The sequence below is a fragment of the Actinomadura rubrobrunea NBRC 15275 genome, from assembly GCF_001552235.1.
Lineage (GTDB): Bacteria > Actinomycetota > Actinomycetes > Streptosporangiales > Streptosporangiaceae > Spirillospora > Spirillospora viridilutea.
In genome coordinates this window covers 50,374-73,728 of record NZ_BCQU01000025.1, presented here as the reverse complement: position 1 = coordinate 73,728, position 23,355 = coordinate 50,374, and the positions used below count along the sequence as shown (strand labels likewise).

Genomic DNA, 23,355 nt, shown 5'->3' with positions numbered 1-23,355 from the left:
GGGCGCCCGCGGCGGCGCGGCGCGACGGCCGCGAACGGACCCGCGCCGCCCTGCTGGCGGCCGCCCGGCGCCTGTGGGCCGAGCGCGGCATCCACGGCGCGTCGCTGGACGAGGTGGCGGCGGCCGCCGGGCTCACCAAGGGCGCGGTCTACTCGAACTTCGCCGGCAAGTCCGGCCTCGTGCTGACCCTGCTGGAACGCTGCGCCGACGACGGGTTCGGCGTCGAGGCGTGCGCCGACCTGCGCGACGCCGGCCGCCCCGCCGACGAGCGGCTGGAGCGCGCCGCGCGGGCGTACGCGCGGCGCCTGTCGGGCGAGCACGCCCGCCTGCTGACCCTGCTGCTGGTGGAGTTCTGGCTGCACGGGATGCGCGACCAGGCGGCGGGCCGGCGCCTCGCCGACTGGTACGCCGAGCGGCGCGCGCGCCTGGCCGAGCACTTGACCGACGCCGAGGGCGTCGGCCCGCACGAACGCGCGGCGCTGGCCGTGGCGCTGGACGCCGGGCTCGCCCTCCAGCACCTGCTGGACCCCGAACGGGTCCCCGCCGACCTGTACGCGACGGGCATGCGCCTGGTGCTCGGCCCCGCCCTGGCCTGACGCGGCTCAGAACGTCGCGGTGGGGACGATCTCGGGGGCGCCGCGGCGGCGGGCGTCGGCCTCCTGGTCGCCCAGCTCGTTCTGCGAGTCGCGTTCGGCCTCGACGCGCTTGACGTAGTACTCGACCTCGCGGTCGGTCTGGTCCTTGCTCCAGCCGAGGACGGGCGCGAGCAGCTCGGCCGCCTCGCGGGCGGCGCCGACGCCGCGGTCCCACGTCTCGATGGAGATGCGAGTGCGGCGCGACAGCACGTCGTTGAGGTGGCGGGCGCCCTCGTGGGTGGCCGCGTAGACGACCTCGGCGCGCAGGTAGTCGTCCGCGCCGCCCAGCGGCCTGCCGAGATGGGGCTGCTCGGCGATCAGATTGAGCAGGTCGTCGATCAGCGTGCCGTAGCGGTGCAGCAGGTGTTCGATGCGGGCGACGTGCAGGCCCGAGCGGGCGGCCAGGCGGTGCCGGGCGTTCCACATCGCCGGGTAGCCGTCCGCGCCGACCAGCGCGACCCGGTCGGTGCAGGATTCGGCGACCTTGCCGTCCAGGCCGTGGGCGACGGCGTCGATGGCGTCCTTGGCCATGACCCGGTACGTGGTGTACTTGCCGCCCGCGACCAGCACCAGGCCGGGCACGGGGTGCGCGACGACGTGCTCGCGGGACAGCTTGGACGTCTCGTCGGTCTCCCCCACCAGCAGCGGGCGCAGCCCCGCGTACACGCCCTCCACGTCGTCGTGCGTGAGCGGCGTGGACAGCACCGCGTTGACGTGCTCCAGCACGTAGTCGATGTCGGTTCGGGACGCGGCGGGGTGCGCCTTGTCCAGGTCCCAGGCCGTGTCGGTGGTGCCGATGATCCAGTGCCGCCCCCACGGGATCACGAACAGCACCGACTTCTCGGTGCGCAGGATGATGCCGGTCGAGGAGTGGATGCGGTCCTTGGGCACCACCAGGTGGATGCCCTTGGACGCGCGCACGTGGATCTGGCCGCGGCCGCCCACCAGCTGCTGGATGTCGTCGGTCCACACCCCGGTGGCGTTGACGACCTGCTTGGCGCGCACCTTCGCGCTGGTGCCCGACTCCAGGTCCCGGATCCGCAGGCCGGTCACCCGCTCGCCCTCGCGCAGGAACCCCACGCACTGCGTGCGGGAGGCGATCTGCGCGCCGTACGCGGCGGCCGTGCGCAGCACCGTCACCACGTAGCGAGCGTCGTCGACCTGGGCGTCCCAGTACTGGATCGCGCCGACGATCGCGTCCTTGCGCAGCGACGGCGCCAGCCGCAGCGCCCCGCGCCGGGTCAGGTGCCGGTGGTGGGGGACGCCCCGGGTGCTGCCCATCTGGAAGGCCAGCAGGTCGTACAGCGCGACCCCGGCGCCGAAGTATCCGCGCTCCCAGAACCGGTGCGTGGTCGGCAGCAGGAACGGCACGGGCCGCACCAGGTGCGGCGCGACCCGCTGCATCAGCAGTCCGCGTTCCGTCAGCGCCTCGCGGACCAGGTCGAAGTTGTACTGCTCCAGGTACCGCAGGCCGCCGTGGATCAGCTTGGAGGACCGCGAGGACGTGCCGGAGGCGAAGTCGCGGGCCTCCACCACGGCCACCGACAGGCCCCGGGTGGCGGCGTCCAGGGCGGCGCCCGCGCCCACGATGCCCGCGCCCACGACCACGACGTCGAACTCCTCGCGGGCCATGCGCTCCAGGGCCGCGGCCCGCTCGGCGGGGCCGAGGCGCGAGCTGCCCAGTCCGGTCACCGGTGATCCCGTCATCGATCCCCCCAGATCAATCGGGTGTCCGTGAGTTCCTACCCAGCGGTAGGGACTCGTCCACCCCGACGCGGGGCCGACGCGGTCCGGCGCGGGCTCAGTGCGCCACCGTGGGGGTCACCACGACCTCCACCCGCTGGAACTCCTTGAGCTCGGTGTACCCGGACGTCGCCATCGCCCGCCGCAGCGCCCCGATCAGGTTCATCGACCCGTCGGCCACGTGCGACGGGCCGTACAGGATCTGCTCCAGGGAGCCGATCGTGCCGACCTTCAGGCGGGTGCCGCGCGGCACGTCGCCGTGATGGGCCTCGCTGCCCCAGTGGTAGCCGCGGCCGGGCGCCTCGGTCGCGCGGGCGAACGGCGAACCGACCATGACCGCGTCGGCGCCGCACGCGAACGCCTTGGCGATGTCGCCGCTGTTGGTCATCCCGCCGTCGGCGATCACGTGCACGTAGCGGCCGCCGGACTCGTCGAGGTAGTCGCGGCGCGCCGCCGCCACGTCGGCGACGGCCGTGGCCATCGGCACCGCCACCCCCAGCACCGTGCGGGTGGTGTGCCCGGAGCCGCCGCCGAAGCCCACCAGCACGCCCGCCGCGCCGGTCCGCATCAGGTGCAGCGCCGCCGTGTACGTCGAGCACCCGCCGACGATCACCGGCACGTCCAGGTCGTAGATGAACTGCTTGAGGTTGAGCGGCTCGGCCCGGCCGGAGACGTGCTCGGCCGACACCGTGGTGCCGCGGATGACGAACAGGTCGACCCCGGCGTCGATCACCGCCTTGTGGAACTGCGCGGTGCGCTGCGGCGACAGCCGCGCCGCCGTGGTCACCCCGGCCTCGCGGACCTCCTCGATCCGCCGCCCGATCAGCTCCTCCTTGATCGGCTCGGAGTAGATCTCCTGCAGGCGCCGGGTGGCGCTCGCGTCGTCCAGCGAGGCGATCTCGGCCAGCAGCGGCTCGGGGTCCTCGTACCGCGTCCACAGCCCTTCCAGGTCGAGCACCGCCAGCCCGCCCAGGCGGCCGATGGCGATCGCGGTGGCGGGGCTGACCACGCTGTCCATCGGCGCCACGACCAGCGGCGTCTCGAACCGGTAGGCGTCGATCTGCCAGGCGACGCTGACCTCCTCGGGGTCGCGGGTGCGCCGCGACGGCACGATGCCGATCTCGTCGAAGGCGTATGCGCGCCGGCCGCTCTTGCCCCGGCCGATCTCCACCTCAGCAGCCACAGCTCATCCTCTTTCTCCCGGCGTCACCGCGTTGGACGCCCCGCAGAGACTACCCCCGTCAGCGGCGCTGGTAATTCGGGGCCTCGACGGTCATCTGGATGTCGTGCGGGTGGCTCTCGCGCAGCCCGGCCGAGGTGATCCGGATGAGCCGTCCGCGCTCGTGCAGCTCGGCGATCGTCCGGCAGCCCGCGTACCACATCGACTGGTGCAGGCCCCCGACGAGCTGGTGCGCGACGTTGGCCAGCGGCCCCCGGTAGGGCACCTGGCCCTCCACGCCCTCGGGGATCAGCTTCTCCTCGGCGGTCACGTCGGCCTGGGCGTAGCGGTCCTTGGAGAACGAGCCGCCGCGCTCGCGGTTGCGCATCGCGCCCAGCGACCCCATGCCGCGATACGACTTGTACTGCTTGCCGTGCACGAAGATCAGCTCGCCGGGCGACTCCTCCACCCCGGCCAGCAGGCTGCCCAGCATCACGGTGTCGGCCCCGGCCACGATGGCCTTGACGATGTCGCCGGAGTACTGCAGCCCGCCGTCGCCGATCACCGGCACCCCGGCCTCCCGGGCCGCCCGCGCCGCCTCCATGATCGCGGTGATCTGCGGGACGCCGACCCCCGCGACCACGCGGGTGGTGCAGATCGAGCCCGGGCCCACGCCCACCTTCACGGCGTCCGCGCCCGCCTCCACCAGCGCCTTGGCGCCCGCGTAGGTGGCGACGTTGCCGCCGACCACCTCCACCTTGGAGTTGGCCTTGATCTTGGCGATGGTGTCGGCGACGCCCTTGGAGTGGCCGTGCGCGGTGTCCACCACGATCACGTCGGTGCCCGCCTCGACCAGCGCCTGGGCGCGGCGGATCGCCTCCTCGCCGACCCCGACCGCGGCGGCCACCAGCAGCCGGCCGTCGGCGTCCTTGGTGGCGCGGGGGTACTGCTCGCTCTTGATGAAGTCCTTGACGGTGATCAGCCCGCGCAGCCGCCCGTCGGCGTCGACCAGCGGCAGCTTCTCGACCTTGTTGCTGGCCAGCAGCCGGAACGCCTCCTCGCGGGAGACGTCCACCGGCGCGGTGACCAGCGGCATCGGGGTCATCACCTCGCGCACCGGCCGGGAGTGGTCGGTCTCGAAGCGCATGTCCCGGTTGGTCACGATGCCGACGAGCACGCCCCGGTCGTCGGTGACCGGCACCCCGGAGATGCGGTAGCGGGCGCACAGCTCCTCCACCTCGGCCAGGGTGGCGTCCGGCTGGCAGGTCACCGGATTGGTGATCATCCCGGCCTCGGACCGCTTGACCCGGTCGGCCTCGGCGGCCTGGTCCTCGATGGACATGTTGCGGTGCAGCACGCCGATGCCGCCCTGGCGGGCCATGGCCACGGCGGTGCGGGCCTCGGTGACGGTGTCCATGGCGGCCGACACCAGCGGGATGCGCAGCGTGACGCCGCGGGTCAGCCGGGTGGTGGTGTCGGCCTCTCCCGGCTGCATGTCCGAGTAGCCCGGCAGCAAGAGCACGTCGTCGAAGGTCAGCCCTTCGGTGAGGACCTGGGGCTGGGGCACGCCGGCCTCGGCTTCGGGGTTCATCGGTATCGCGGCGCCGGCCCGTCGGACGGGGTGCCGTCGGAGCGACGGTGCGCCGTCGGACGGGGCGGGGTCACGCCGCTCCCTCCTTCCGGATGGTGTGGGCGAGTCCATGGGCCCGTACGGGGCCTGGGGGCGACGCCGCCGGGCGAGTGGCGGCCGGCCCGGGGCGTTGGGGCACTCTCACGAACCATCGTAGGACCTGCGCCCAGGGCCGGACGGCGCTTCGCGCCGCAGGTCACGTGGCCTTGGTGACATTCGAGCGGCCTTGGTGACATCAACCGCGGCCGCCGCCTCCGCCATTCCCGACCGGGGAAGGTGAAACGTCGATCATTGTTCGCGGCGGGCGCGGATCGGGGCTCCCCTTCGCCCGCCCGGCCGCAGTAGCGTGGAGGGGTGCACGACGATGCCCCGCTCGACCCGTTCGCCGGCGACCCGGAAGACCCGGCCGCCTCGCTCGGCGACCCCGGGGAGGACACCGTTCCGCTCAGCGTGGCGGAGCGGGAGGACGTGCTGGCCGACCTCGCCGATCTGGAGGTCTTCCGGGCGCTCCTGGAACCGCTGGGGGTGCGCGGCCTGACCGTGGACTGCGGCGACTGCGGCAAGGTGCACTACATCGACTGGGACCTGCTGCACGGCAACCTGCGCCATCTGCTCGACGAGGGCACGCCGCGGGTGCACGAGCCCGCCCTGGCGCCGGACCCGGTCGACTACGTCTCCTGGGAGTACGCCCGCGGCTACGTCGACGGCGTCATCGACAGCGAAGAGGGTCGGGACACCGACTAGCACCCGGCGCGGGGTGGGCCGCGCGCGTCGGCACCGCGCGCGGCGGGTGACCCGTGGCCGCCGAGTCCGGTGCGGATTCGCCGTCAGGGCAGGTACGGCTTCGGATCGTTCCCTTCGACGTCGGTCCGGTCGGTGCTCTCGCCGTCCCGGTAGGCGTCGGAGGAGTCCCGGTAGGCGTCGGAGGAGTCCCGGTGGGCGTCGGAGGAGTACGCCTTGTCGCCGAGGCCGGAACGCTCGGCATGCCCGCGGAAGCGGCGGCGGATCTCCTCGATCCGGCGCTGGAGCTCCTCCGGGCTGGGCGGCAGGATCAGCCACGGCCCCGGGGTGGGCGACGCGGTGACGGGCACGGACGGCTGCGTGGACGGAGGCCGCGTGGCCAAGGTGCCGTCCGGGGAACCCGACGACGGCGTGCCCGACGTGGGCCTGGCCGGAGTCGGCGTCTCGGCGGCGCGGTCCGCGCGGCGCTTTTCGTCCTGTGTGCTCCGGGACGGCGCGGACGGCGAGGACCGCGCGGTCGTGCGCGGCGCGCCGCGGTCTCGTCCGGCGTCGGCGGCTCCGACGGCGCGGGGGCGGGTCGCGGGGCGCAGCGTCTGCCGGTGGGCCTCGGCGGACGGGTCGTCCCGCCGCTGCGCGACGCCCTTGCCGGGCTCGGCGCCGAGCGCGGACCGCTCGCTCAGATCGCCGCCCGCGGCGGCCACCCCGCCGGAGGCGAGCACGGCGCCGGCGACGCCGAGCGCCACGATCGTGCGGCGTCCCCTGCGACGCGGCCCGGGCGGCGGCTCGGGTCCGGGCTGCCGGTCCGGCCCCTGGTCGCCGACGTCGGCGACCAGGGCGCGCAGCAGCCGCACCGCCGGATCGGACTCGGCGCCGACGGCGCGCAGCCGCTCGTCGAGTTCGGCGTCAGGGTCTTGGCACGCCGCGGCCCGCGCGGACTCCTCGGCCGCGGACGCCGGAGCGGCCCAGTCGGAGTCGGCCCAGTCGGAGTCGGCACAGTCGGAGTCGGCCCAGTCGGAGTCGGCGCGATCGGCGTCGGCGCGGTCCGACTCGGCGCGGGCGGACTCAGCGGCGGACTCAGCGGCGGACGCAGAGGCGGCAGCGCGCCGCGCCAGCGCCTCGAAGACCGCGTCGGTGCGGCGCACCGCGGTCAGATCTCCGGTCGGGGCCGCGGACGCCGAGGCATCGCCGCGGCGGAAGGGATCGGCCGGCTCCGGGGCGCCCGGCCTGCGCTCCGTCAAGCGATCGACTCCTCTCTGGCCATCGCCCGAAGCCGGGCCAGGGCCCGGTGCTGCGCGACCCGTACCGCTCCCGCGGACATGCCCAGTACATTACCGGTCTCCTCCGCCGACAGACCCGCCACCACTCGCAGAAGAACCAGCTCACGCTGGTGGTCGGGGAGACGGGTGAGCAGGTCGCGGGCGCGCTGCGCCTCGATGTAGCGCACCACCGTCTCCTCCGGGCCGGGCCGGTCGTCGGGACCGTCCGGCAGGTCCTCGGTCGGCACGGCCGCCCGCACCGCGCTGCGCAGCGCGTCGGCGATCTTGTGCGCGGCGATGCCGAAGACGAAGGACGCGAAGGGCCGTCCCATGTCGCGGTAGCGCGGCAGGGCCGACAGCACGGCGATGCAGACCTCCTGGGCCACGTCGTCCGCGATGTGGTATTGGCCGGAGATCCTGCCCAGCCGGGCGCGGCAGTAGCGGACCACCATGGGACGCACCTGCCCGATGAGCACTTCGATCGCGCCCGGGTCGCCCTGCACGGCCAGCGAGGTGAGCTCTTTGAGGTCCGCCTCCTCGGCCCCTCCGCCGTCCCTGGTCACCGCGCGAAGCAGCCGTTGGGGGCGGCCGGCGTCGGGGGGCGTCGGCGGGGCCGGGCCTCCCGAGGGTTCGTCGGTAGCGCGCGCGGTCGTGGTCCCGGCGAAGCATCCCTCGGTCACGTAGAGCATGATGCCCAGCGCGCTCCGCCCTGTCTGCACCGTGCTCGACAACGGAATGGTCACAAGTGCGGCGTCCGGACGCCCGTTCGCCACGCTCCGCACCCGACGGAACACGTCAAGTGATGACGGCGCGCGCGAAAGAGCCCCCGCCGGAGACGGACCGGCGGGGGCCCTGACGACGTTGCCGACGGATCGGTCAGTGACCGTGGCCGTGACCGTGCCCGTGACCGCCGGCGGCCTCCTCGGGCTCCTCGGGCTTCTCGACCACGAGGGCCTCGGTGGTGAGCAGCATGCCCGCGATGGACGCGGCGTTGCTGACCGCCGACCGGGTCACCTTGACCGGGTCGATGACGCCCTGGGCGATCAGGTCGCCGTACTCGTCGGTGGCGGCGTTGTAGCCGTGGCCCGGCTGCAGCTCGCGCACCTTGGAGACGACGACGTAGCCCTCCTTGCCGGCGTTCTCGGCGATCCAGCGGGCCGGCTCGGACAGCGCCCGCCGCAGCGCCTCGGCGCCGGTGGCCTCGTCGCCGGACAGGCCGAGGGCCTCGAAGCCCTCCTTGGACACGTGCACCAGCGCCGAGCCGCCGCCGGAGACGATGCCCTCCTCGATCGCCGCGCGGGTCGCCGAGATGGCGTCCTCGAGGCGGTGCTTCTTCTCCTTGAGCTCCACCTCGGTGGCCGCGCCGACGCGCAGCACGCACACGCCGCCCGACAGCTTGGCCAGCCGCTCCTGCAGCTTCTCGCGGTCCCAGTCGGAGTCGCTGCGCTCGATCTCCAGCCGGATCTGGCGGATGCGGTCCTCGATGTCCTTGGCGTCGCCGGCGCCGTCCACGATGGTGGTGGCGTCCTTGGTCACGGTGACCCGGCGGGCCCGGCCGAGGTCCTCCAGCCCCAGGTTCTCCAGCTTCAGGCCGAGGGCCTCGCTGACGACCTGGCCGCCGGTGAGGATGGCCATGTCGGCGAGCATCGCCTTGCGGCGGTCGCCGAAGCCGGGGGCCTTGACCGCGACCGAGGAGAAGGTGCCGCGGATCTTGTTGGCCACCAGCAGCGCCAGCGCCTCGCCCTCGACGTCCTCGGCCACCACCAGCAGCGGCTTCTTGGTCTGGGCGACCTTCTCGGCCAGCGGCAGGAACTCCTGCACGTTGGAGATCTTGCCGTCGACGATCAGCACGTAGGCGTCCTCGAGGACGGCCTCCATGCGCTCGGGGTCGGTCACCATGTGCGGCGACAGGTACCCCTTGTCGAACTGGAGCCCTTCGGTGAACTCCAGCTCCAGGCCCATGGTGTGGGCCTCCTCGACGGTGATCACGCCGTCCTTGCCGACCTTCTCGAACGCCTCGGCGATCAGCTCGCCGATGGTGGCGTCCTGCGCGGAGATGGTCGCGACGTGCGCGATCTCGCTCTTCTCGGTGACCTCGCGGGCGACCTTGAGCAGCTGGTCGGACACGTGCCGCGCGGCCGCGTCGATGCCCCGCTTGAGGGCCAGCGGCGAGGCGCCCGCGGCGACGTTGCGCAGGCCCTCGCGGACCAGCGCCTGGGCCAGCACCGTGGCGGTGGTGGTGCCGTCGCCGGCGATGTCGTTGGTCTTGGTGGCCACCTCCTTGGCCAGCTGGGCCCCCAGGTTCTCGTAGGGGTCCTCCAGCTCGACCTCGCGGGCGATGGTCACACCGTCGTTGGTGATGGTCGGGGCGCCGAACTTCTTGTCGATGACCACGTTGCGGCCGCGCGGGCCGATGGTCACCTTGACGGCGTCCGCGAGGCGGTCGACGCCGCGCTCGAGCGCCCGGCGCGCGTCCTCGTCGAACTCCAGGATCTTCGCCATGCGGAAATATCTCCCTTCGCGTGAACCGCCCCGGGCCCGTCCCTGTTCAACGGACCGGTCCGGGGCGGCGCGTCACAGTCGGGACGCCTTACTTCTCGACGATCGCGAGGACGTCACGCGCCGAGAGGACGAGGTACTCCTCGTTGTTGTACTTGACCTCGGTGCCGCCGTACTTGCTGTAGAGGACGACGTCGCCGACCTTCACGTCGAGCGGCACCCGCTCGCCCTTGTCGTCGACCCGGCCCGGGCCCACGGCAAGGACGGTGCCCTCCTGGGGCTTCTCCTTGGCGGTGTCGGGAATGACCAGGCCCGACGCGGTGGTGGTCTCGGCCTCAAGCGGCTGGACGACGATGCGGTCCTCAAGCGGCTTGAGAGCAACCTTGGTGGCGGTCGTCACGATCTGACCTCCCCTTCGGTGGTGTCCTCGGCCGGCGCGACTGGCCGACCGCACATGTGCAGAAGAGGCGACCCCGGACCGGCCTGCCGTCGCGGGTGCCAGACCGACCTCGTCGCTGATTGGCACTCTCACATCGAGAGTGCCAGCATGGAGACTATGCGGTGGCCGAGAAGGCGTCAACACGAACACGTGCGCCCCGCGGTCCCCCCGCCGGTACCGTCCGACGTATGGACATCGAGGCGTTCCGCGCTCTTTCGACCGCCGCGGGCCGCGCCGTGCTGGCCGCCGCCGCGGAGGCCGATCTCGATGAGAACGCCCTGGTCAGAACGGTCGCGCACCTTCGTGAACGCTACCCGGTCGAGCTCGTCGCAACCGCCGTCACCCAGGCGCGGCTGCGGGTGCGGGCCCGCGCCAAGTTCGGCCCGGACGCCGACCGCATGTACTTCACGCCCGACGGGCTGGAGCAGTCCACCCGCGCCCGCGTGGCCGCCCATCGCGCCCGCCGCTTCACCGCGCATCTCGGCGACGGGACGGTGCTGGACATGGGATGCGGCATCGGCGCCGACCTCATCGCGCGGGCGCGGGCGGGGTGCCGCGGGGAGGGCGTCGAGCGGGACCCCCTGACCGCGGCGGTGGCGCGGGCGAACATCGAGGCGTTCGGCGTGGCCGATCTTGCGTCCGTAAGGGAAGGAGACGCCACGCGCGAGGACCCCGCCCGGTACGCGGCGGTGTTCGCCGACCCGGGTCGGCGCACCGGCAGGGGCCGCGTGTTCGATCCGCGGTCATACGAGCCGCCGCTCGGCACCGTGATGGAGCTGGCCGCACGCGCGCCCGCCGCCTGCATCAAGGTCGCGCCCGGCATTCCGCACGAGCTGATCCCGGACGGCGCGGAGGCCGAATGGGTCTCCGTCGGCGGGGACGTCAAGGAGGCCGCGCTGTGGCTGGGCGGTCTGGCCGAGCAAGGCGCGCCGAACGGCGCCCCGGGCGCACGGCGGCGCGCCACGGTGATCGCATCGGACGCGCCGGACGCGCCCGCCGCCACGCTCACCGAGGACCCCGACCTGGACGCGCCGGACGTCCGCGCCTGGGGCCGCTACCTCTATGAGCCGGACGGCGCGGTGATCCGCGCGCACCTCGTCGCCGAGGTCGCCGCGCTGGTCGGCGGGGGGCTGGCCGACCCGCGCATCGCCTATGTCACCGCCGACGCCGCCGTGGCGACGCCGTTCGCCGCCTGTTACGAGATCGAGGACGTGCTGCCGTTCTCGGTCAAGCGGCTGCGCGCCGAGCTGCGCCGCCGCGACGTCGGCATATTGACGATCAAGAAGCGCGGCTCGGCCGTGGACGTCGACCGCCTGCGCCGCGACCTCGGCTACGGGGGCGGGGCGAAAAGGGCCGGCGCGGCGCTCACCGTCGTGCTCACTCGCGTGGGCCGGGCGCCGGTCGCGCTGCTGGCCCGTCCCGTCCCTGCCGAGCGGCGCTGACCGCGGCGACCGCCGCCGCGCGGGACGCGCCCCGCCGCGCGCCGCGCCGACGCCGCGCGTCCGGCGAAGATCTCCCCGCCGATGAATGAGCCCAAGCGAACCGGAGAGACGCGCCACCGCACAGCAAATGTTGCGCACAATGCGGCATTGCGTTCGCTAAGGATTCAGCGCGCCGGCGCCGCGCGCATCACACTCGGAATCGCCGACCGCCCGGAGAAAGGCGACCGGCCGGGCTCCGCCGGGAATTGACCCCCGTGGCGGGGCCCGGCGGGCCGGTCCGCCCGCGCGGCCGCCGGGCGGACGGACCGCCGGGACGGGACCCGGCGGGGAGTGCCCCCAGCGCCCGGCGCCGCAGGGCTCCCCGCGCGCGTCCGCCCGGCTCGCCCGCGAACCGTCGGAAACGCCCGAGCCAGGATGATCAACCCCCTTTCCGGCCACTCGGAAAACCAAGTGCATTCCACAGAACTCGCAATGTTTCCTGTTCGCTTTATCGCGGCGCCGCGCAACCACTACAGTGAGGCGTTCACGATTCAATGCCGCACGCCATTTCGTCGTGTCGGCACACGAAGGAGCATCGGGTGGAAACGAATCACAACTTCCTGCAGACGGGGGGTCAACCGGTCTCGGATCGGATGCGGGAGTTGCTCGCCCGTGCGGCGCAGGACCACGTCTACGAACAGCGCTCACAGGGTCAGGTCCTGGACGAGATCCGCCAGCGGCTGGAAGGAATGGAATGGCTGCTGCGCGAGGTCCGGGAGCGGGAGCTGGGCGGGCTGACCGGGCAGCTCGACGGCGTCCGGGGACAGGTCGAGGAGCTGGCGGGCAAGCCGCCGGAGTGGGCCGAGGGCCTGGCCGAGCACATCGAGGCGGTGGGCGAGCGGGTCAAGCCCGTGGCCGAGCTGCCCGCGCTGTGGGCCGACGTGGGCGTCGTCGCCGAGAACGTCGACGAGGGACTGTCCCGGCTACAGGCGGTGCTCGACTCCGCGCAGCACATCACCGAGGCCACGCAGCAGGCGTCGCAGCGCATGGAGGAGATGGCCAAGCGCCTGGACAAGCTGCAGGGCAGCATGGAGGCCGCCTCCGTCCGGTTCAACCGGCTGGACAAGTCCCTGGCCGAGCTCGGCCACCGGGCCGAGAAGCTGGAGCATTCGATCAGCGGCATCACCAGCCGGATCGACCAGTCGCTCGGCGAGATGGCCGAGCGGGTGGAGCAGGGGCTGGAGGCGGTCAACGGCAGGGTCGAGGGCGTCGGCGGGCGGCTGGACGGCCTGGACGGGCGGCTGGACGGGCTCGATGGCCGACTCGAGGGGCTGTCGGGCAAGCTGGACGGCCTGGACGGGCGGTTCGAGGGCATCGACGACCGGTTCGGCACGCTGGGCGAGCGGCTGGACCGGCTGCCGGTCACCCTGGAGATCGGCGAGCTGCACCGCAAGCTGGCCGAGCTGGCGCAGCGGCCGGTGATCGACCACGGCGACCGGTTCGACGCGCTGGAGAAGCACCTGGCCGAGGCGGTCCACCCGCTGATCGAGGAGCTGCGCGCCCGCCCCGACCGGGACGAGGTCAAGGCCGCCATGACGCAGATCGCGGAGACGGCCTACGGCGACGTGGCCAAGCGCATCGAGGAGTTCTCCCGCCGGTTCGAGGGCCTGCACGAGGACTTCCGCAAGCGCGTCGAGGGCATCCACGAGGAGGTCGCGCGCAAGGTCGACGGCGTGCTGGAGGAGTTCACCGCGCAGGTGGAGATCGTCTCGCGCCGGGTCGAGTCGGTGCACGTGGACGTCACCAAGCAGGTCGAGTCGGTGCACACCGAGGTGGCCCGCCAGGTCAACGGCGTGCACGCCGACATGACCAAGCGCATCGAGGACGTCCACGAGGACGTGACCAAGCAGGTCGACGTCATCCACCAGGAGGTGACCCGGCGGGTCGCCGGCATCCAGGAGTCGTTCGCCAAGCGCGTGGACGGCTGGCACGAGGAGGCGGCCCGGCGCACCGAGACGGTGCACGCCGAGCTGGGGCGCCGGTTCGAGGACGTGCAGGACGAGGTCGGCCGCAAGGTCGACGCGGTGCACGGCGACGTCGCCAAGCAGGTCAACGCGGTGCACGAGGACGTCCTCAAGCGGATGTCCACGCTGGAGGAGACGATGCTCGCGCTCGCCGAGGCGCTGCTGCGCCCCCGGCGCGAGGCCAAGGACTAGGAGACCTGGGACCAGTTGGCCTAGAACCAGGTGGCCTAGAACCAGGCGGCCTAGGACCAGGCGGCCTAGAACCAGGACGCGTGCGGCGGGGCGCCCGCCCGCTCCCGCGCGCCGACGGCGCCCCGCCCCCCGGCTCGCCGCACGCGCGGTTTCCTCCGCCCGAGGCGTCCGCGGACCGCAAAGGCTTCACGGCGAACGCGTCCCGCTGACGTGCTTTTCGTTACGTTCCGTCTTCGCAAAATCACTCCCAACCCCGGTCTGAATCGGTTTTCATGGTTCCCGTGACCCACTCTGCGGCTCCCCGTCCTCCCGTCGGCACCCCGCCGGACCGCGCCACCCTGCGCTGGGTCGAGGAGTGCTTCGGCCGGGGCGCCGTGGTCAAGATGGTGCGTCCGCTGCCGGGCGGCGCCGCCCACGTCAACCACGCGCTGCTGGTGGAGACCGGCTCGGGGCAGAACCACCGGCTGGTGCTGCGCCGGTGGCTCCCCCACGCGCCGCACCGCCCCGCCGACGGCGCCCCGGCGCGGCCCGCCGCGCCGCACGTGGGCGCCGAGTTCTCCCCCGAACGCGAGATCGCCGCGCTGGCGCTGCTGGCGGGCTGCCCCCTGCCCACGCCGTCGCTGGTGGCGGCCGACCCGGCGGGCGCCTACTGCGACGTGCCCGCGCTGCTGATCGAGCGGTTGACGGGGCATCCGCCGCGGCCGTCGCCCGACGACCTGCCCGAATACCTCATCCAGCTGGCGGCCGCGCTGCTGGCCGTGCACGCGATCAACGGGGCGTCCACCATGCCCCCGTACGTGCCGTACAACCGGCTGGAGGAGCGGCAGCCGCCCCGGCACGCGCTGCGTCCGGGCCTGTGGGAGCGGGCGTTCGACGTGGCGTCCGGCCCGGCGCCCGAGGCGCCGTCCCGGTTCATCCACCGCGACTACCAGCCCGACAACACGCTGTGGTCGTACGGCCGGCTGACCGGCGTGGTGGACTGGTCGGACGCGTCGTACGGCCCGATCGCGGTCGACATCGCGCACATGCGCGCGCACCTGGCGCTGCGGTACGGCCCGCCCGCCGCCGACCGGTTCCTCGCGTCGTTCGACCAGGTGTCCGGCGGCTACCCGCACGACCCGTACTGGGACGTGCGCGCGCTGCTCGACCTGCTGCCCGAGGGCTCCGGCCGGACCGTGGACGAGGCGCACGTCCCGCTGTTCGAGGACTACCTGGCCGCCCGGCTGGCCGAACTCGGCGTGTCCACCCCGTCCTGAGGGCCCGGCACCGCCGGCAGCGTCGGCCGCCCCGGGGTCAGACGCGGATCGTCTCGATCGGCAGACTGGAGTCGGCGGGCAGCGTCAGGTCGGACGGGGCCACCCCCGCCGCCACCATCTCGGCGCCCAGCGCGGCGACCATGGCGCCGTTGTCGGTGCACAGCTTGGGACGCGGCACCCGCAGCCGGACCCCCGCGGCGTCGCAGCGCTCCTGCGCCAGGGCCCGCAGCCGCGAGTTGGCCGCCACGCCGCCGCCGATGAGCAGGTCGCGCACGCCGTGGTCGCGGCAGGCCCGCAGCGCCTTGTGGACGAGGACGTCCACCACGGCCTCCTGGAAGGACGCGGCCACGTCCGCGACCGGCACGGGCTCGCCGGCGCGCTCCCTCGCCTCCACCCAGCGCGCCACGGCCGTCTTCAGGCCGGAGAACGAGAAGTCGTAGGTGCCGTCGTCGTACTTGCCGCGCGGGAACGCGATCGCGTCGCGGTCGCCCTCGCGGGCGCGCCGGTCGATGACCGGCCCGCCGGGGAAGCCGAGGTCGAGGAGGCGGGCGACCTTGTCGAACGCCTCGCCGGCCGCGTCGTCCACCGTGGCGCCCAGCGAGCGGACGTCGCCGGCGACGTCCGGCACCAGCAGCAGCGAGGAATGCCCGCCCGACACCAGCAGCGCCACGCACGGCTTGGGCAGCGGCCCGTGTTCGAGCTGGTCGACGGCCACATGCGCGGCGAGGTGGTTCACCCCGTACAGCGGCTTGCCGAGCGACAGCGCGATCGCCTTGGCCGCCGCCACGCCCACCATGAGCGCGCCCGGCAGGCCCGGGCCGGCGGTCACGGCGAGCGCGTCGACGTCCCGCAGGGTCACGCCCGCGTCGGCGAGCGCGCGGTCCACCGTCGGGATCATCGCCTCCAGGTGCGCCCGCGACGCCACCTCGGGCACCACGCCGCCGAACCGGGCGTGCTGGTCGACGCTGGAGGCGATCGCGTCGGCCAGCAGCGCGGTGCCGCGGACGATGCCCACGCCGGTCTCGTCGCAGGAGGTCTCGATGCCGAGCACCAGGGGCTCGGAGTCACGGATCACTGGTCTCGCCCTCTCTCCGGGCCGAAGCCGACCGGCCGCCCGCCGCGTGCCAGACGGCGCATGACGATGGCGTCCACGCCGGACGGCTGGTAGTAGCGTCTGCGCAGCCCTACCCGCTGGAACCCGAACCGCTCGTACAGGCGGCGGGCCCGGTCGTTGTCGGCGCGCACCTCCAGGAACACCGCCTCGCCGCCGCGCCGCTCGGCCTCGTCGAGCAGCTCGGTCAGCAGCGCCGCGCCCACGCCCTCGCCCTGCCGCTCGGGCAGCACGCCGATGGTCTGCACGTCGGCCTGCCCGCCCGCCGCGGCCAGGCCCGCGTAGCCGATGATCGCGCCGTCCTCGTCCTCGGCGACCACGTAGTGCCGGGTGCGGGGCTGGTCGGCCAGCTCGCCGCGCAGCATCTCCTCGCTCCAGGCGTCCTCGGGGAACAGCCGCCGCTCCAGCCGCATCACCGCGGGCACGTCGGCGGCGGTCATCGTGCGGAGCCGGACGCCGGTCACCGCAGCACCTTCTTGCGCGGGCCGGGCTCGCGGGCGTCGGGGCGGCGCAGGTACAGCGGCTCGGGAGGCAGCAGCGCGGGGCCGGGCGCGCCCGACAGCCGGGTCACCACCAGCTCGGCCAGCGCGTCGGCGGAGGGCAGCAGCGGCAGCGGCTCCCGGTCGGGGCGGCCGAGGACCTCGGGGTACAGGGCGGCGCCCTCGCCGATCACCGGCAGGTCGGCCGGCTGTCCGGCGAGCACGTCGGACGGCGGGCCCACGGCGGGTTCGGTGACGCGCGCCCGGGCCGAGTCGTACCGCGCCCAGTACACCTCCTTGCGGCGGGCGTCGGTGGCGACGGCGAACGGCTGCTCGCGCCGCGACTCCCAGGCGATGACGTCCAGCGTGCACACCCCGTGCACGGGGATCTTGAGGGCCTGGCCCATCGCGCGGGCGGTCACCAGCCCGACGCGCAGCCCGGTATAGGGGCCGGGGCCGACGCCCACGGCGATGGCGTCGAGGTCGTCGGGGGCCGCGCCCGCCTCGGCCATGGCCTGGGCGATGGACGGGGTGAGCAGCTCGGTGTGCCGACGCCGGTCCACGGCTTCGGCGCCGCCGCGGCGGACGACTCCCTCGCCCGGGGACCACTCGTACAGCGCGACGGTCACCGCGGCGGTCGCGGTGTCGAAAGCCAGGACCAGCACGGGTTGCAAGCCTAGTGCGTTCCGCGGGAGCGCGTCGCGGCGCGCCCTCGCCGATCAGCCGGCGTCGAGCCCGTCCACGGCGCCCTTGACGGCCTTCTCGGCGCCGTCCATGGCGTCGGAGGCGCTGAGCGCGTCGCCGTCGTCCCCGCCGGAGTAGTGCACGGTGACCAGGATGTTGTCCAGGCGCACGTTGGCGATGGCCTCTCCCGACCCCTGCCGCTTGTCGACGCTGTAGACGACGTACCCCTCGTCGCCCACGTCCTCGACGTCGCGCTTGTCGGTGAGCTCCTGCCCGGCCAGCAGGGCCTTGCCGGACTCGTCGGCGGAGCGCTCGTCGGCGAAGGCGCGCCGGGCCGCCTCCACCGGGCCGCCCTGCCCGTTGACGATCGCCCGCAGCTCCACGGTCAGCTGGCGCTTGCGGTCGCCGCTGTAGGCGCCCCACACGCACTGGCTCTGCTGGTCGCTGGCCTGGTAGTTGTCGGCCGGGTTGCGTTCGGCGCCGGGGGCGAGCCGGTCGGCGATGTCCTGGCTGAGCACCTCGCAGGCGTCGGGCACGGTGGTGCGCACGCGGGGCGTGGACGGCGCGGAGGAGTCGGCGGCGCCGCTGCCGACGACCTCGCCGGACTCGCCCTCGCGGCCCGCCTCCAGGCCGCCGAGGATCGCGAAGGCGGCCAGCACGCACACCGCGGCGCCGGCGACGACGCCCGTCAGCAGGACCGCCAGGCGACGCCCGGGGCGCCGGTCGCGGCCGACGCGCCGGTGGCTGCCGCTGCCCGCGCGGTGACTGCCGCTGCGATGGCTACCACTCACCGGCACCCACTCCCGAATGAGGAAAGCTGTCCGTCGCGCTGCACGATTCGTGTACGGAAGAGTACGACATCCGGCCTAAGAGAGGCCGCTCCAGACATATCGAAAAACTGCTACCTTTTCCCGCCGACCGCCGTGGTCAACTTGCGTCAAGAAGATCGCTGAGGACGGGCGCCCAGCGTGCGCCCACCCCGGTGATCGTCACAAGGCGCTCCTCGGCGTCCGCGTCGCGGGAAATGACGATCTCCAGCCGGTCCTCGGCCAGGCCCTCGGCCAGCCCTTCGCCCCATTCCACGACGGTCACCGATTCGCCGATCTCGGCGTCGAGATCAAGATCGTCGAGTTCGGCGAAACCGTTCAGCCGGTACGCGTCCACGTGCACCAGCGGCGGCCCCCCGGCCAGCGGCGGATGCACCCGCGCGATCACGAACGTGGGCGAGGTGATCGGGCCGCGCACCTTCAGCCCCTCGGCGATGCCCTGCGTCAGGGTGGTCTTGCCCGCGCCGAGATCGCCCGTCAGCACGAGCAGGTCCCCGGCGCGCAGCGCACCGGCCAGCCGCAGCCCCAGCTCGCGCATGTCCTCGGCGCGCGGTACGCGCACCGTCGCCGTCGTCATCGTGTCCGTAGCTCCGTGTCCGTCGCTCCGTGTCCGTCGCCCACGCGGGTCCCCGTCCGCATCCGAAACGCCGAGCGGGGGCGCCGCCATTCCTGTCGGCCGTGCCGCTCGCCCCGCTCACCCGGCCGCGCCGCGCCCGCTCATGCCGTGCGCTCCTCACGCTGGGGATGGGCGCGGGCCATCAGGCGGCGCAGGGCGGCGGTGACGACGCCCGGATACTCCAGCGGCAGCACGTGCCCGGCGTCGCCGACCTCGATCAGCTCGGCGTCCGGCAGCACCTCGGCGATGCGGCGGGAGTGCTGGGGCGGGGTGAGCCGGTCCCGGCCGCCGGCCAGCACCAGCACCGGGACGCGGCCGATCGGCTCCAGCGCGTTCTCCAGGTCCAGCGCCATCAGCGCCGGATAGAACTGCGCGATCACGTCGATCGGGGTGGCCCGGATCATCTGCTCCAGGAAGTCCACCACCGTGGGGCTGACGTGCTTGTCGGCGAAGGCCATCTTGCGGGTCACCACGAACGCCAGGTCGCCGGCCAGGCCGCGGGCGCGGTCGACCAGCTCGGCCCGGCGGCCCAGATTGCGCAGCGCGCCGTCGGCCAGCGGGCGCAGCGCCTTGGCCAGCACCATGGGCAGCCCCAGCGTCAGCTCGGCCATGTCGCCGCAGGCGGTGTTGATCAAGGCGACCCCGGCGATGCGGATCCGGCCGCGCTGGGCGCCGAACAGCTGCGGGTGCCGGTCGGCCAGCGCCATGATCGACATGCCGCCCATGGAGTGGCCCACCAGCACCACCGGCGACCCCGGCCGCACGGTCGCGCGCAGCACCGCGTACAGGTCCTCGCCGGTCTGCTCGACGGTGGCGTGGGACGGCTTGCTGCGTCCGGACCGGCCGTGGCTGCGCTGGTCCCAGAAGACCATGCGCGGCCGGGGCGTGCCCGGACGCGGCGTGGGCAGGTCGCGGCGCTGGTAGTGCCAGGAGTCCTGGTTCAGCGTGTAGCCGTGGCAGAACACCACCGTCAGCGGCGCGTCGTCCGGTCCGTCGACCTCCACGTACAGCGGCAGGCCGTCGTCGGCGAGCACGGTGAGGGGACGGCCGCGCAGCTCGCCGAACGGCTCGCCCGCGTCGGGGTCGGGGCGCAGACGGCGGCGCCCCACGGCCAGCTGCCGCAGCCCCACCGCGGCGCCGATCCCCGCCGCGCCGATGCCCGCGATGGTTCCGGCGATGCCGAGCCTTCGTCTGCTACCCATGCCTGACCCCTTCGTGCGGCCGCGCCGCGGGCCGCCCCGCGTACACCCGGGGCACCCGGGAGCCGATGCGGGTGACGATCTCATACGAGATCGTGCCGAGCGCGTCCGCCCACTCCTGCGCGGTCGGCTCGCCGTGGTCGCCGGGCCCGAACAGGACGACCTCGTCTCCGGGGGTCAGGGTGTCGTCGCCCAGGTCGATGACGAACTGGTCCATGCAGACCCGGCCCGCGATGCGGCGCCGCCGCCCGCCCGCCAGCACCTCCAGCAGGTTGGAGCCGTGCCGGGGGACGCCGTCGCCGTAGCCCACGGGCACGACGGCCAGGGTGGTCTCCCGCTCGGTGACGTAGGTGTGCCCGTACGAGATGCCGCTGCCCGCCGGGACCCTTTTCACCAGGGCCGCGTCGGCCACCAGGGTCATCGCGGGCCGCAGCCCGAAGTCGCCGAGCTGCGGGACCGGCGTCAGCCCGTACGTGGCGATGCCCGGACGGACCAGGTCGAAGCGGGCCTCCGGCAGCGTCAGCGTCGCCGCGGAGTTGGCGATGTGCCGCACCTCGGGCCGCAGCCCCGCCGCCTCGGCGTGCTCGACCATCTCCCGGAACGCGGCGACCTGGCGGCCGATCGACGGGTGGCCGACCTCGTCCGCGCACGCCAGGTGCGACATCAGCCCGACCACGCGCACGTGCCCGGACGCCTCGGCGGCCAGCGCGGCCTGCACCAGGGCGGGCCAGTCGTCCGGGGCCGCGCCGCCCCGGGACATGCCGGTGTCGGCCTTGAGGTGCACGCGCGCGGGGCGTCCAGCGCGCGCCGCGGCCTCGGCGATCTCCTGGACCAGCCAGACGCTCCCGGCGGCCAGATCGATGTCGGCGGCGATCGCCTGCTCGTAGGGCTCGCCCGGCACGCCGATGCAGACGAGCGTCCGGACCCCGGTCACGCCCTCCTCGCGCAGCCGCAGCGCCTCGGCGAGCTTGGCGACGCCCAGCCAGGTGGCCCCGCCCGCCAGCGCCGCGCGCGCGGCGGGCGCCAGACCGTGCCCGTACGCCTCCGCCTTCACCATGGCCATGACGTCGGCGCCGCCCGCGTAGTCGCGCAGGAGGGCGACGTTGGCGCTGATGGCGTCGAGATCGATGCGTGCCCGAGCTGGAACTCCCATGGTTACCCAGTGTGCCGCCCCCTCGGCCGTGACCGGACCATATCGCTGCCCTGCGCGGCTGCTCACGGCGTCGTACGGCGGCATCCTGCGTTCCGTTCTCGCCCATCGACGGTGATGGGCGCGTCCCAGCGAACACCTAAGGGTTTCCTACCCGCATTTGGGGGTCTACGCCCGATAAGCGGCACGATGGACGATCTTCGATTCGCGAATCGCCCTTCAGTGCACGCTCGCCTCGTGCACGGCGCGGAAGGCCTCGGGCAGGCCCTCGATGACGTCGAAGGCGCTGATGGGCGCCTCGGCGGACCGGGCGGCCTCGGCCCCGGCCGGCCCTCGGGAGGCGAAACGGGCGGCCAGGCCGTGCAGGTACGCGCCCGCGGCGGCGGCGTCCAGCGCGGGCATCCCTCCGGCCAGGAGCGCCCCGATCAGCCCGGACAGCACGTCCCCGGTGCCCGCGGTCGCCAGCCTGGGGGACCCGGTCGGGTTGACGCGGACGGGGCGGTCCTCCTCGGCGACGAGCGTGGTCGAGCCCTTCAGCAGCACCGTGGCCGACAGCTCCACGGCGGCCCTCCGGACATGCTCCAGGCGCCGGGCCTCGATCAGCTCCCGTTCGACGCCCAGGAGGCGGCTCAGCTCCCCGGCGTGCGGGGTGAGGACGGTGGGCGCCTCGCGCCGCAGCAGGTCGCGGCGGCGGGCCAGGACGGTCAGGCCGTCGGCGTCCACCAGCACGGGAAGGTCGGTGGCCAGGACCGCCTCCAGCAGGGACTCGGCCTCGGCCCCGGTGCCCAGCCCCGGGCCCGCCACCCACGCCTGGACGCGGCCGACGCGTTCGAGGGCCTTGGCCCCGCCGACGCCCGGCTCGATCACTGTCGTGACGGCCTCGGGCCAGCGGTGCCGCACCAGCTCCACCGGGTGCTCGACGGACGCGAAGCGCACCATGCCCGCTCCCCCGTGCACCGCCCCGCCCGTGCACAGCACCGCCGCGCCGGTGAAGTCCTCGCCGCCCGCCAGGACGCCCACCACGCCGCGCCGGTACTTGTCCGACGCGGGCCCCGGTTCGGGCGGCTGCACGTCCACCGGCCAGGCCGCCACCACGTCCGGGTCGGGCAGGTCGGGGCCGAGGCCGATGTCGACGAATTCGACCACCCCGCAGTGGGAGGCGCCGGGGTCGATGAGCAGGCCGGGCTTGTAGGTGCCGAAGGTGACGGTCACGTCCGCGTGCACGGCCGCCCCGTCCACCCGGCCCGAGCTCGCGTCCACCCCGCTCGGCACGTCGCAGGCGACCACGGCCCCCGTGGCGCGGGAGGCCAGCTCGGCCAGCGTCGCGTACGGCTCGCGCAGCGCGCCCGTCCCGCCGATCCCGGTCAGCCCGTCGACGATCAGGTCGGCCGTTTCGATCGCCGCGGCGGCCCGCTCGGAGACCGTCCCGTCGTCCGGGCGGTCCAGCACGCGGCCGCCGGCCTTGCGCAGCGCGGCCAGCCCTCCCGCGTGGATGCGGGACCCGGCGGGCACGGCGGTCACCCGGGCGCCCCGGCGGGCCAGCCGGGCGCCCGCGTACAGGGCGTCGCCGCCGTTGTCGCCGCTGCCGATGAGGAGCACCACGTCCGCCCCGTACACGCGCGGCAGCATCCGGGCGCAGACCGCGGCCAGCCCGGCGGCGGCGCGCTGCATCAGCGCGCCCTCGGGCAGCCGGGCCATCAGGGCCCGTTCCGCGGCGCGGACCTTGCCGACCTCGTGCGCGTACCTCATCCCCAGCTTCCTCTCCGCCGTCGCCAGGAAACCTGCCGTCCCCGAGTACCCCTGCCCCGTACGCGCGCCCCGCTCACGCCGGAGTGGATCATTCGTCGGCGCCGTCCCGGCCGTCCCCGGCGGGGGCGAGGGACTCGGCGATCACCACCGCGGTGGCGATCCCGCCGTCGTGGCTCAGCGACACGTGCCAGCGGGTCACCCCCCGGTCTGCGGCCGCCCGCGCGACCGTTCCGGTCACCCGCAGGGCGGGCCGTCCGTCGTCGGCGCGCCGCACCTCGGCGTCGGTCCAGCGCAGCCCGCGCGGCGCTCCCAGCGCCTTGGCCAGCGCCTCCTTGGCGGCGAACCGGGCGGCCAGGGACTGGACCGCCAGCCCGCGCTCGCGCTCGGTGAACAGCCGGTCGCGCAGGCCCGGCGTGCGCGCGAGCGAGCGCTCGAACCGGGCGACGTCCACGACGTCGACGCCCACACCAACGATCATCCTCCAAGAGTGCCACGAGGCCCGGAATCGCGGCCCCGGCCGCTGCCCAGCGGGCGCCAGGTAAGGC

General features: G+C 74.2%; 21 protein-coding genes. 5 read left to right on the top strand and 16 right to left on the bottom strand.

Translation table 11 applies throughout. From position 1 onward, the window contains the following. Positions 1-596 (top strand): TetR family transcriptional regulator (locus tag AR3_RS10630; protein WP_245637874.1); only part of this gene is annotated, 596 nt, incomplete at its 5' end. A 6-nt stretch (positions 597-602) separates the two neighbouring features. Here the strand turns inward: AR3_RS10630 and AR3_RS10625 are convergent. The 3 genes from AR3_RS10625 to guaB all read right to left on the bottom strand — a co-directional run bounded on the left by AR3_RS10625 (position 603) and on the right by guaB (position 5,128). Beyond that, positions 603-2,342, bottom strand: a complete 1,740-nt coding sequence (locus AR3_RS10625; protein WP_067912333.1) for a glycerol-3-phosphate dehydrogenase/oxidase — start codon at positions 2,340-2,342, stop codon at positions 603-605. A gap of 94 nt (positions 2,343-2,436) precedes the next feature. Further along, positions 2,437-3,549: a GuaB3 family IMP dehydrogenase-related protein gene (locus AR3_RS10620; protein WP_067912330.1), complete on the bottom strand. Its 1,113-nt coding sequence runs from the start codon at positions 3,547-3,549 to the stop codon at positions 2,437-2,439. 70 nt (positions 3,550-3,619) lie between these two features. Next, on the bottom strand, positions 3,620-5,128 hold the full coding sequence (gene guaB, locus AR3_RS10615; protein WP_067912326.1) for an IMP dehydrogenase: 1,509 nt from the start codon (positions 5,126-5,128) through the stop codon (positions 3,620-3,622). Between the two features lie 393 nt (positions 5,129-5,521). Here guaB and AR3_RS10610 point away from each other — a divergent pair, with 393 nt between their 5' ends. Continuing rightward, positions 5,522-5,911 (top strand): DUF5319 domain-containing protein, encoded by a 390-nt coding sequence (locus AR3_RS10610; RefSeq protein WP_067912322.1) that lies wholly within the window; start codon positions 5,522-5,524, stop codon positions 5,909-5,911. A gap of 83 nt (positions 5,912-5,994) precedes the next feature. Here the strand turns inward: AR3_RS10610 and AR3_RS31680 are convergent, their stop codons facing one another. The 4 genes from AR3_RS31680 to groES form a co-directional block, all read right to left on the bottom strand. Continuing rightward, on the bottom strand, positions 5,995-7,146 hold the full coding sequence (locus AR3_RS31680) for a hypothetical protein (protein ID WP_067912319.1): 1,152 nt from the start codon (positions 7,144-7,146) through the stop codon (positions 5,995-5,997). Beyond that, complete coding sequence (locus AR3_RS10600; RefSeq protein WP_106258893.1) at positions 7,143-7,727, bottom strand: sigma-70 family RNA polymerase sigma factor; 585 nt, start codon at positions 7,725-7,727, stop codon at positions 7,143-7,145. The genes AR3_RS31680 and AR3_RS10600 overlap by 4 nt, the downstream gene beginning before the upstream one ends. A gap of 313 nt (positions 7,728-8,040) precedes the next feature. Beyond that, complete coding sequence (groL, locus tag AR3_RS10595; RefSeq protein WP_067912316.1) at positions 8,041-9,666, bottom strand: chaperonin GroEL; 1,626 nt, start codon at positions 9,664-9,666, stop codon at positions 8,041-8,043. 88 nt (positions 9,667-9,754) lie between these two features. Further along, positions 9,755-10,063, bottom strand: a complete 309-nt coding sequence (groES, locus tag AR3_RS10590) for a co-chaperone GroES (RefSeq protein WP_067912313.1) — start codon at positions 10,061-10,063, stop codon at positions 9,755-9,757. Positions 10,064-10,290: 227 nt separating this feature from the next. Between groES and AR3_RS10585 the strand changes: the two genes are divergently transcribed. The 3 genes from AR3_RS10585 (at position 10,291) to AR3_RS10575 (ending at position 14,995) form a co-directional block, all read left to right on the top strand. Beyond that, on the top strand, positions 10,291-11,544 hold the full coding sequence (locus AR3_RS10585) for a class I SAM-dependent methyltransferase (protein ID WP_067912310.1): 1,254 nt from the start codon (positions 10,291-10,293) through the stop codon (positions 11,542-11,544). A 578-nt stretch (positions 11,545-12,122) separates the two neighbouring features. Continuing rightward, entirely contained in the window at positions 12,123-13,739 is a 1,617-nt protein-coding gene (locus AR3_RS10580; RefSeq protein ID WP_083951257.1) for an apolipoprotein A1/A4/E domain-containing protein, read from the top strand. 272 nt (positions 13,740-14,011) lie between these two features. Further along, complete coding sequence (locus tag AR3_RS10575; protein ID WP_067912303.1) at positions 14,012-14,995, top strand: phosphotransferase family protein; 984 nt, start codon at positions 14,012-14,014, stop codon at positions 14,993-14,995. A 37-nt stretch (positions 14,996-15,032) separates the two neighbouring features. Here AR3_RS10575 and tsaD read toward each other — a convergent pair whose 3' ends face one another. The 9 genes from tsaD to AR3_RS10530 form a co-directional block, all read right to left on the bottom strand. Further along, entirely contained in the window at positions 15,033-16,070 is a 1,038-nt protein-coding gene (gene tsaD, locus AR3_RS10570; protein WP_067912301.1) for a tRNA (adenosine(37)-N6)-threonylcarbamoyltransferase complex transferase subunit TsaD, read from the bottom strand. Continuing rightward, positions 16,067-16,546, bottom strand: coding sequence for a ribosomal protein S18-alanine N-acetyltransferase (rimI, locus tag AR3_RS10565; protein WP_174545441.1), 480 nt, complete (start codon positions 16,544-16,546; stop codon positions 16,067-16,069). The genes tsaD and rimI overlap by 4 nt, the downstream gene beginning before the upstream one ends. Before the next feature lie 20 nt (positions 16,547-16,566). Then, positions 16,567-17,250, bottom strand: a complete 684-nt coding sequence (gene tsaB, locus AR3_RS10560) for a tRNA (adenosine(37)-N6)-threonylcarbamoyltransferase complex dimerization subunit type 1 TsaB (RefSeq protein WP_067912294.1) — start codon at positions 17,248-17,250, stop codon at positions 16,567-16,569. Between the two features lie 54 nt (positions 17,251-17,304). Next, the gene (locus tag AR3_RS10555) at positions 17,305-18,060 is read right to left on the bottom strand and encodes a hypothetical protein (protein WP_067912290.1); all 756 of its coding nucleotides are present in this window, start codon (positions 18,058-18,060) and stop codon (positions 17,305-17,307) included. A gap of 136 nt (positions 18,061-18,196) precedes the next feature. Then, positions 18,197-18,673, bottom strand: a complete 477-nt coding sequence (gene tsaE / locus AR3_RS10550) for a tRNA (adenosine(37)-N6)-threonylcarbamoyltransferase complex ATPase subunit type 1 TsaE (protein WP_067912287.1) — start codon at positions 18,671-18,673, stop codon at positions 18,197-18,199. A gap of 140 nt (positions 18,674-18,813) precedes the next feature. Continuing rightward, positions 18,814-19,914 carry an alpha/beta fold hydrolase gene (locus AR3_RS10545; protein WP_067912284.1) on the bottom strand — a complete coding sequence of 367 codons (1,101 nt, stop codon included), beginning with the start codon at positions 19,912-19,914 and terminating at the stop codon, positions 18,814-18,816. Continuing rightward, on the bottom strand, positions 19,907-21,064 hold the full coding sequence (gene alr / locus AR3_RS10540; protein WP_067912279.1) for an alanine racemase: 1,158 nt from the start codon (positions 21,062-21,064) through the stop codon (positions 19,907-19,909). Before alr ends, AR3_RS10545 begins: the two co-directional genes overlap by 8 nt. A gap of 216 nt (positions 21,065-21,280) precedes the next feature. Further along, a complete protein-coding gene (locus AR3_RS10535; RefSeq protein WP_067912275.1) occupies positions 21,281-22,810 on the bottom strand; it encodes a bifunctional ADP-dependent NAD(P)H-hydrate dehydratase/NAD(P)H-hydrate epimerase in 1,530 nt (509 codons plus the stop codon). 88 nt (positions 22,811-22,898) lie between these two features. Then, positions 22,899-23,288 carry a holo-ACP synthase gene (locus AR3_RS10530; RefSeq protein WP_067912269.1) on the bottom strand — a complete coding sequence of 130 codons (390 nt, stop codon included), beginning with the start codon at positions 23,286-23,288 and terminating at the stop codon, positions 22,899-22,901. Positions 23,289-23,355 lie beyond the last annotated feature (67 nt).

Bases quoted from the DNA above. Each gene is read 5' to 3' on its own strand.
- AR3_RS10625 (WP_067912333.1), bottom strand. From the start codon at position 2,342: ATGACGGGATCACCGGTGACCGGACTGGGCAGCTCGCGCCTCGGCCCC.
- alr (WP_067912279.1), bottom strand. From the start codon at position 21,064: ATGGGAGTTCCAGCTCGGGCACGCATCGATCTCGACGCCATCAGCGCC.
- AR3_RS10585 (WP_067912310.1), top strand. From the start codon at position 10,291: ATGGACATCGAGGCGTTCCGCGCTCTTTCGACCGCCGCGGGCCGCGCC.
- rimI (WP_174545441.1), bottom strand. From the start codon at position 16,546: ATGACCGCCGCCGACGTGCCCGCGGTGATGCGGCTGGAGCGGCGGCTG.
- groL (WP_067912316.1), bottom strand. From the start codon at position 9,666: ATGGCGAAGATCCTGGAGTTCGACGAGGACGCGCGCCGGGCGCTCGAG.
- AR3_RS10575 (WP_067912303.1), top strand. From the start codon at position 14,012: ATGGTTCCCGTGACCCACTCTGCGGCTCCCCGTCCTCCCGTCGGCACC.
- AR3_RS10530 (WP_067912269.1), bottom strand. From the start codon at position 23,288: ATGATCGTTGGTGTGGGCGTCGACGTCGTGGACGTCGCCCGGTTCGAG.
- AR3_RS10535 (WP_067912275.1), bottom strand. From the start codon at position 22,810: ATGAGGTACGCGCACGAGGTCGGCAAGGTCCGCGCCGCGGAACGGGCC.
- guaB (WP_067912326.1), bottom strand. From the start codon at position 5,128: ATGAACCCCGAAGCCGAGGCCGGCGTGCCCCAGCCCCAGGTCCTCACC.
- tsaE (WP_067912287.1), bottom strand. From the start codon at position 18,673: ATGACGACGGCGACGGTGCGCGTACCGCGCGCCGAGGACATGCGCGAG.
- AR3_RS10545 (WP_067912284.1), bottom strand. From the start codon at position 19,914: ATGGGTAGCAGACGAAGGCTCGGCATCGCCGGAACCATCGCGGGCATC.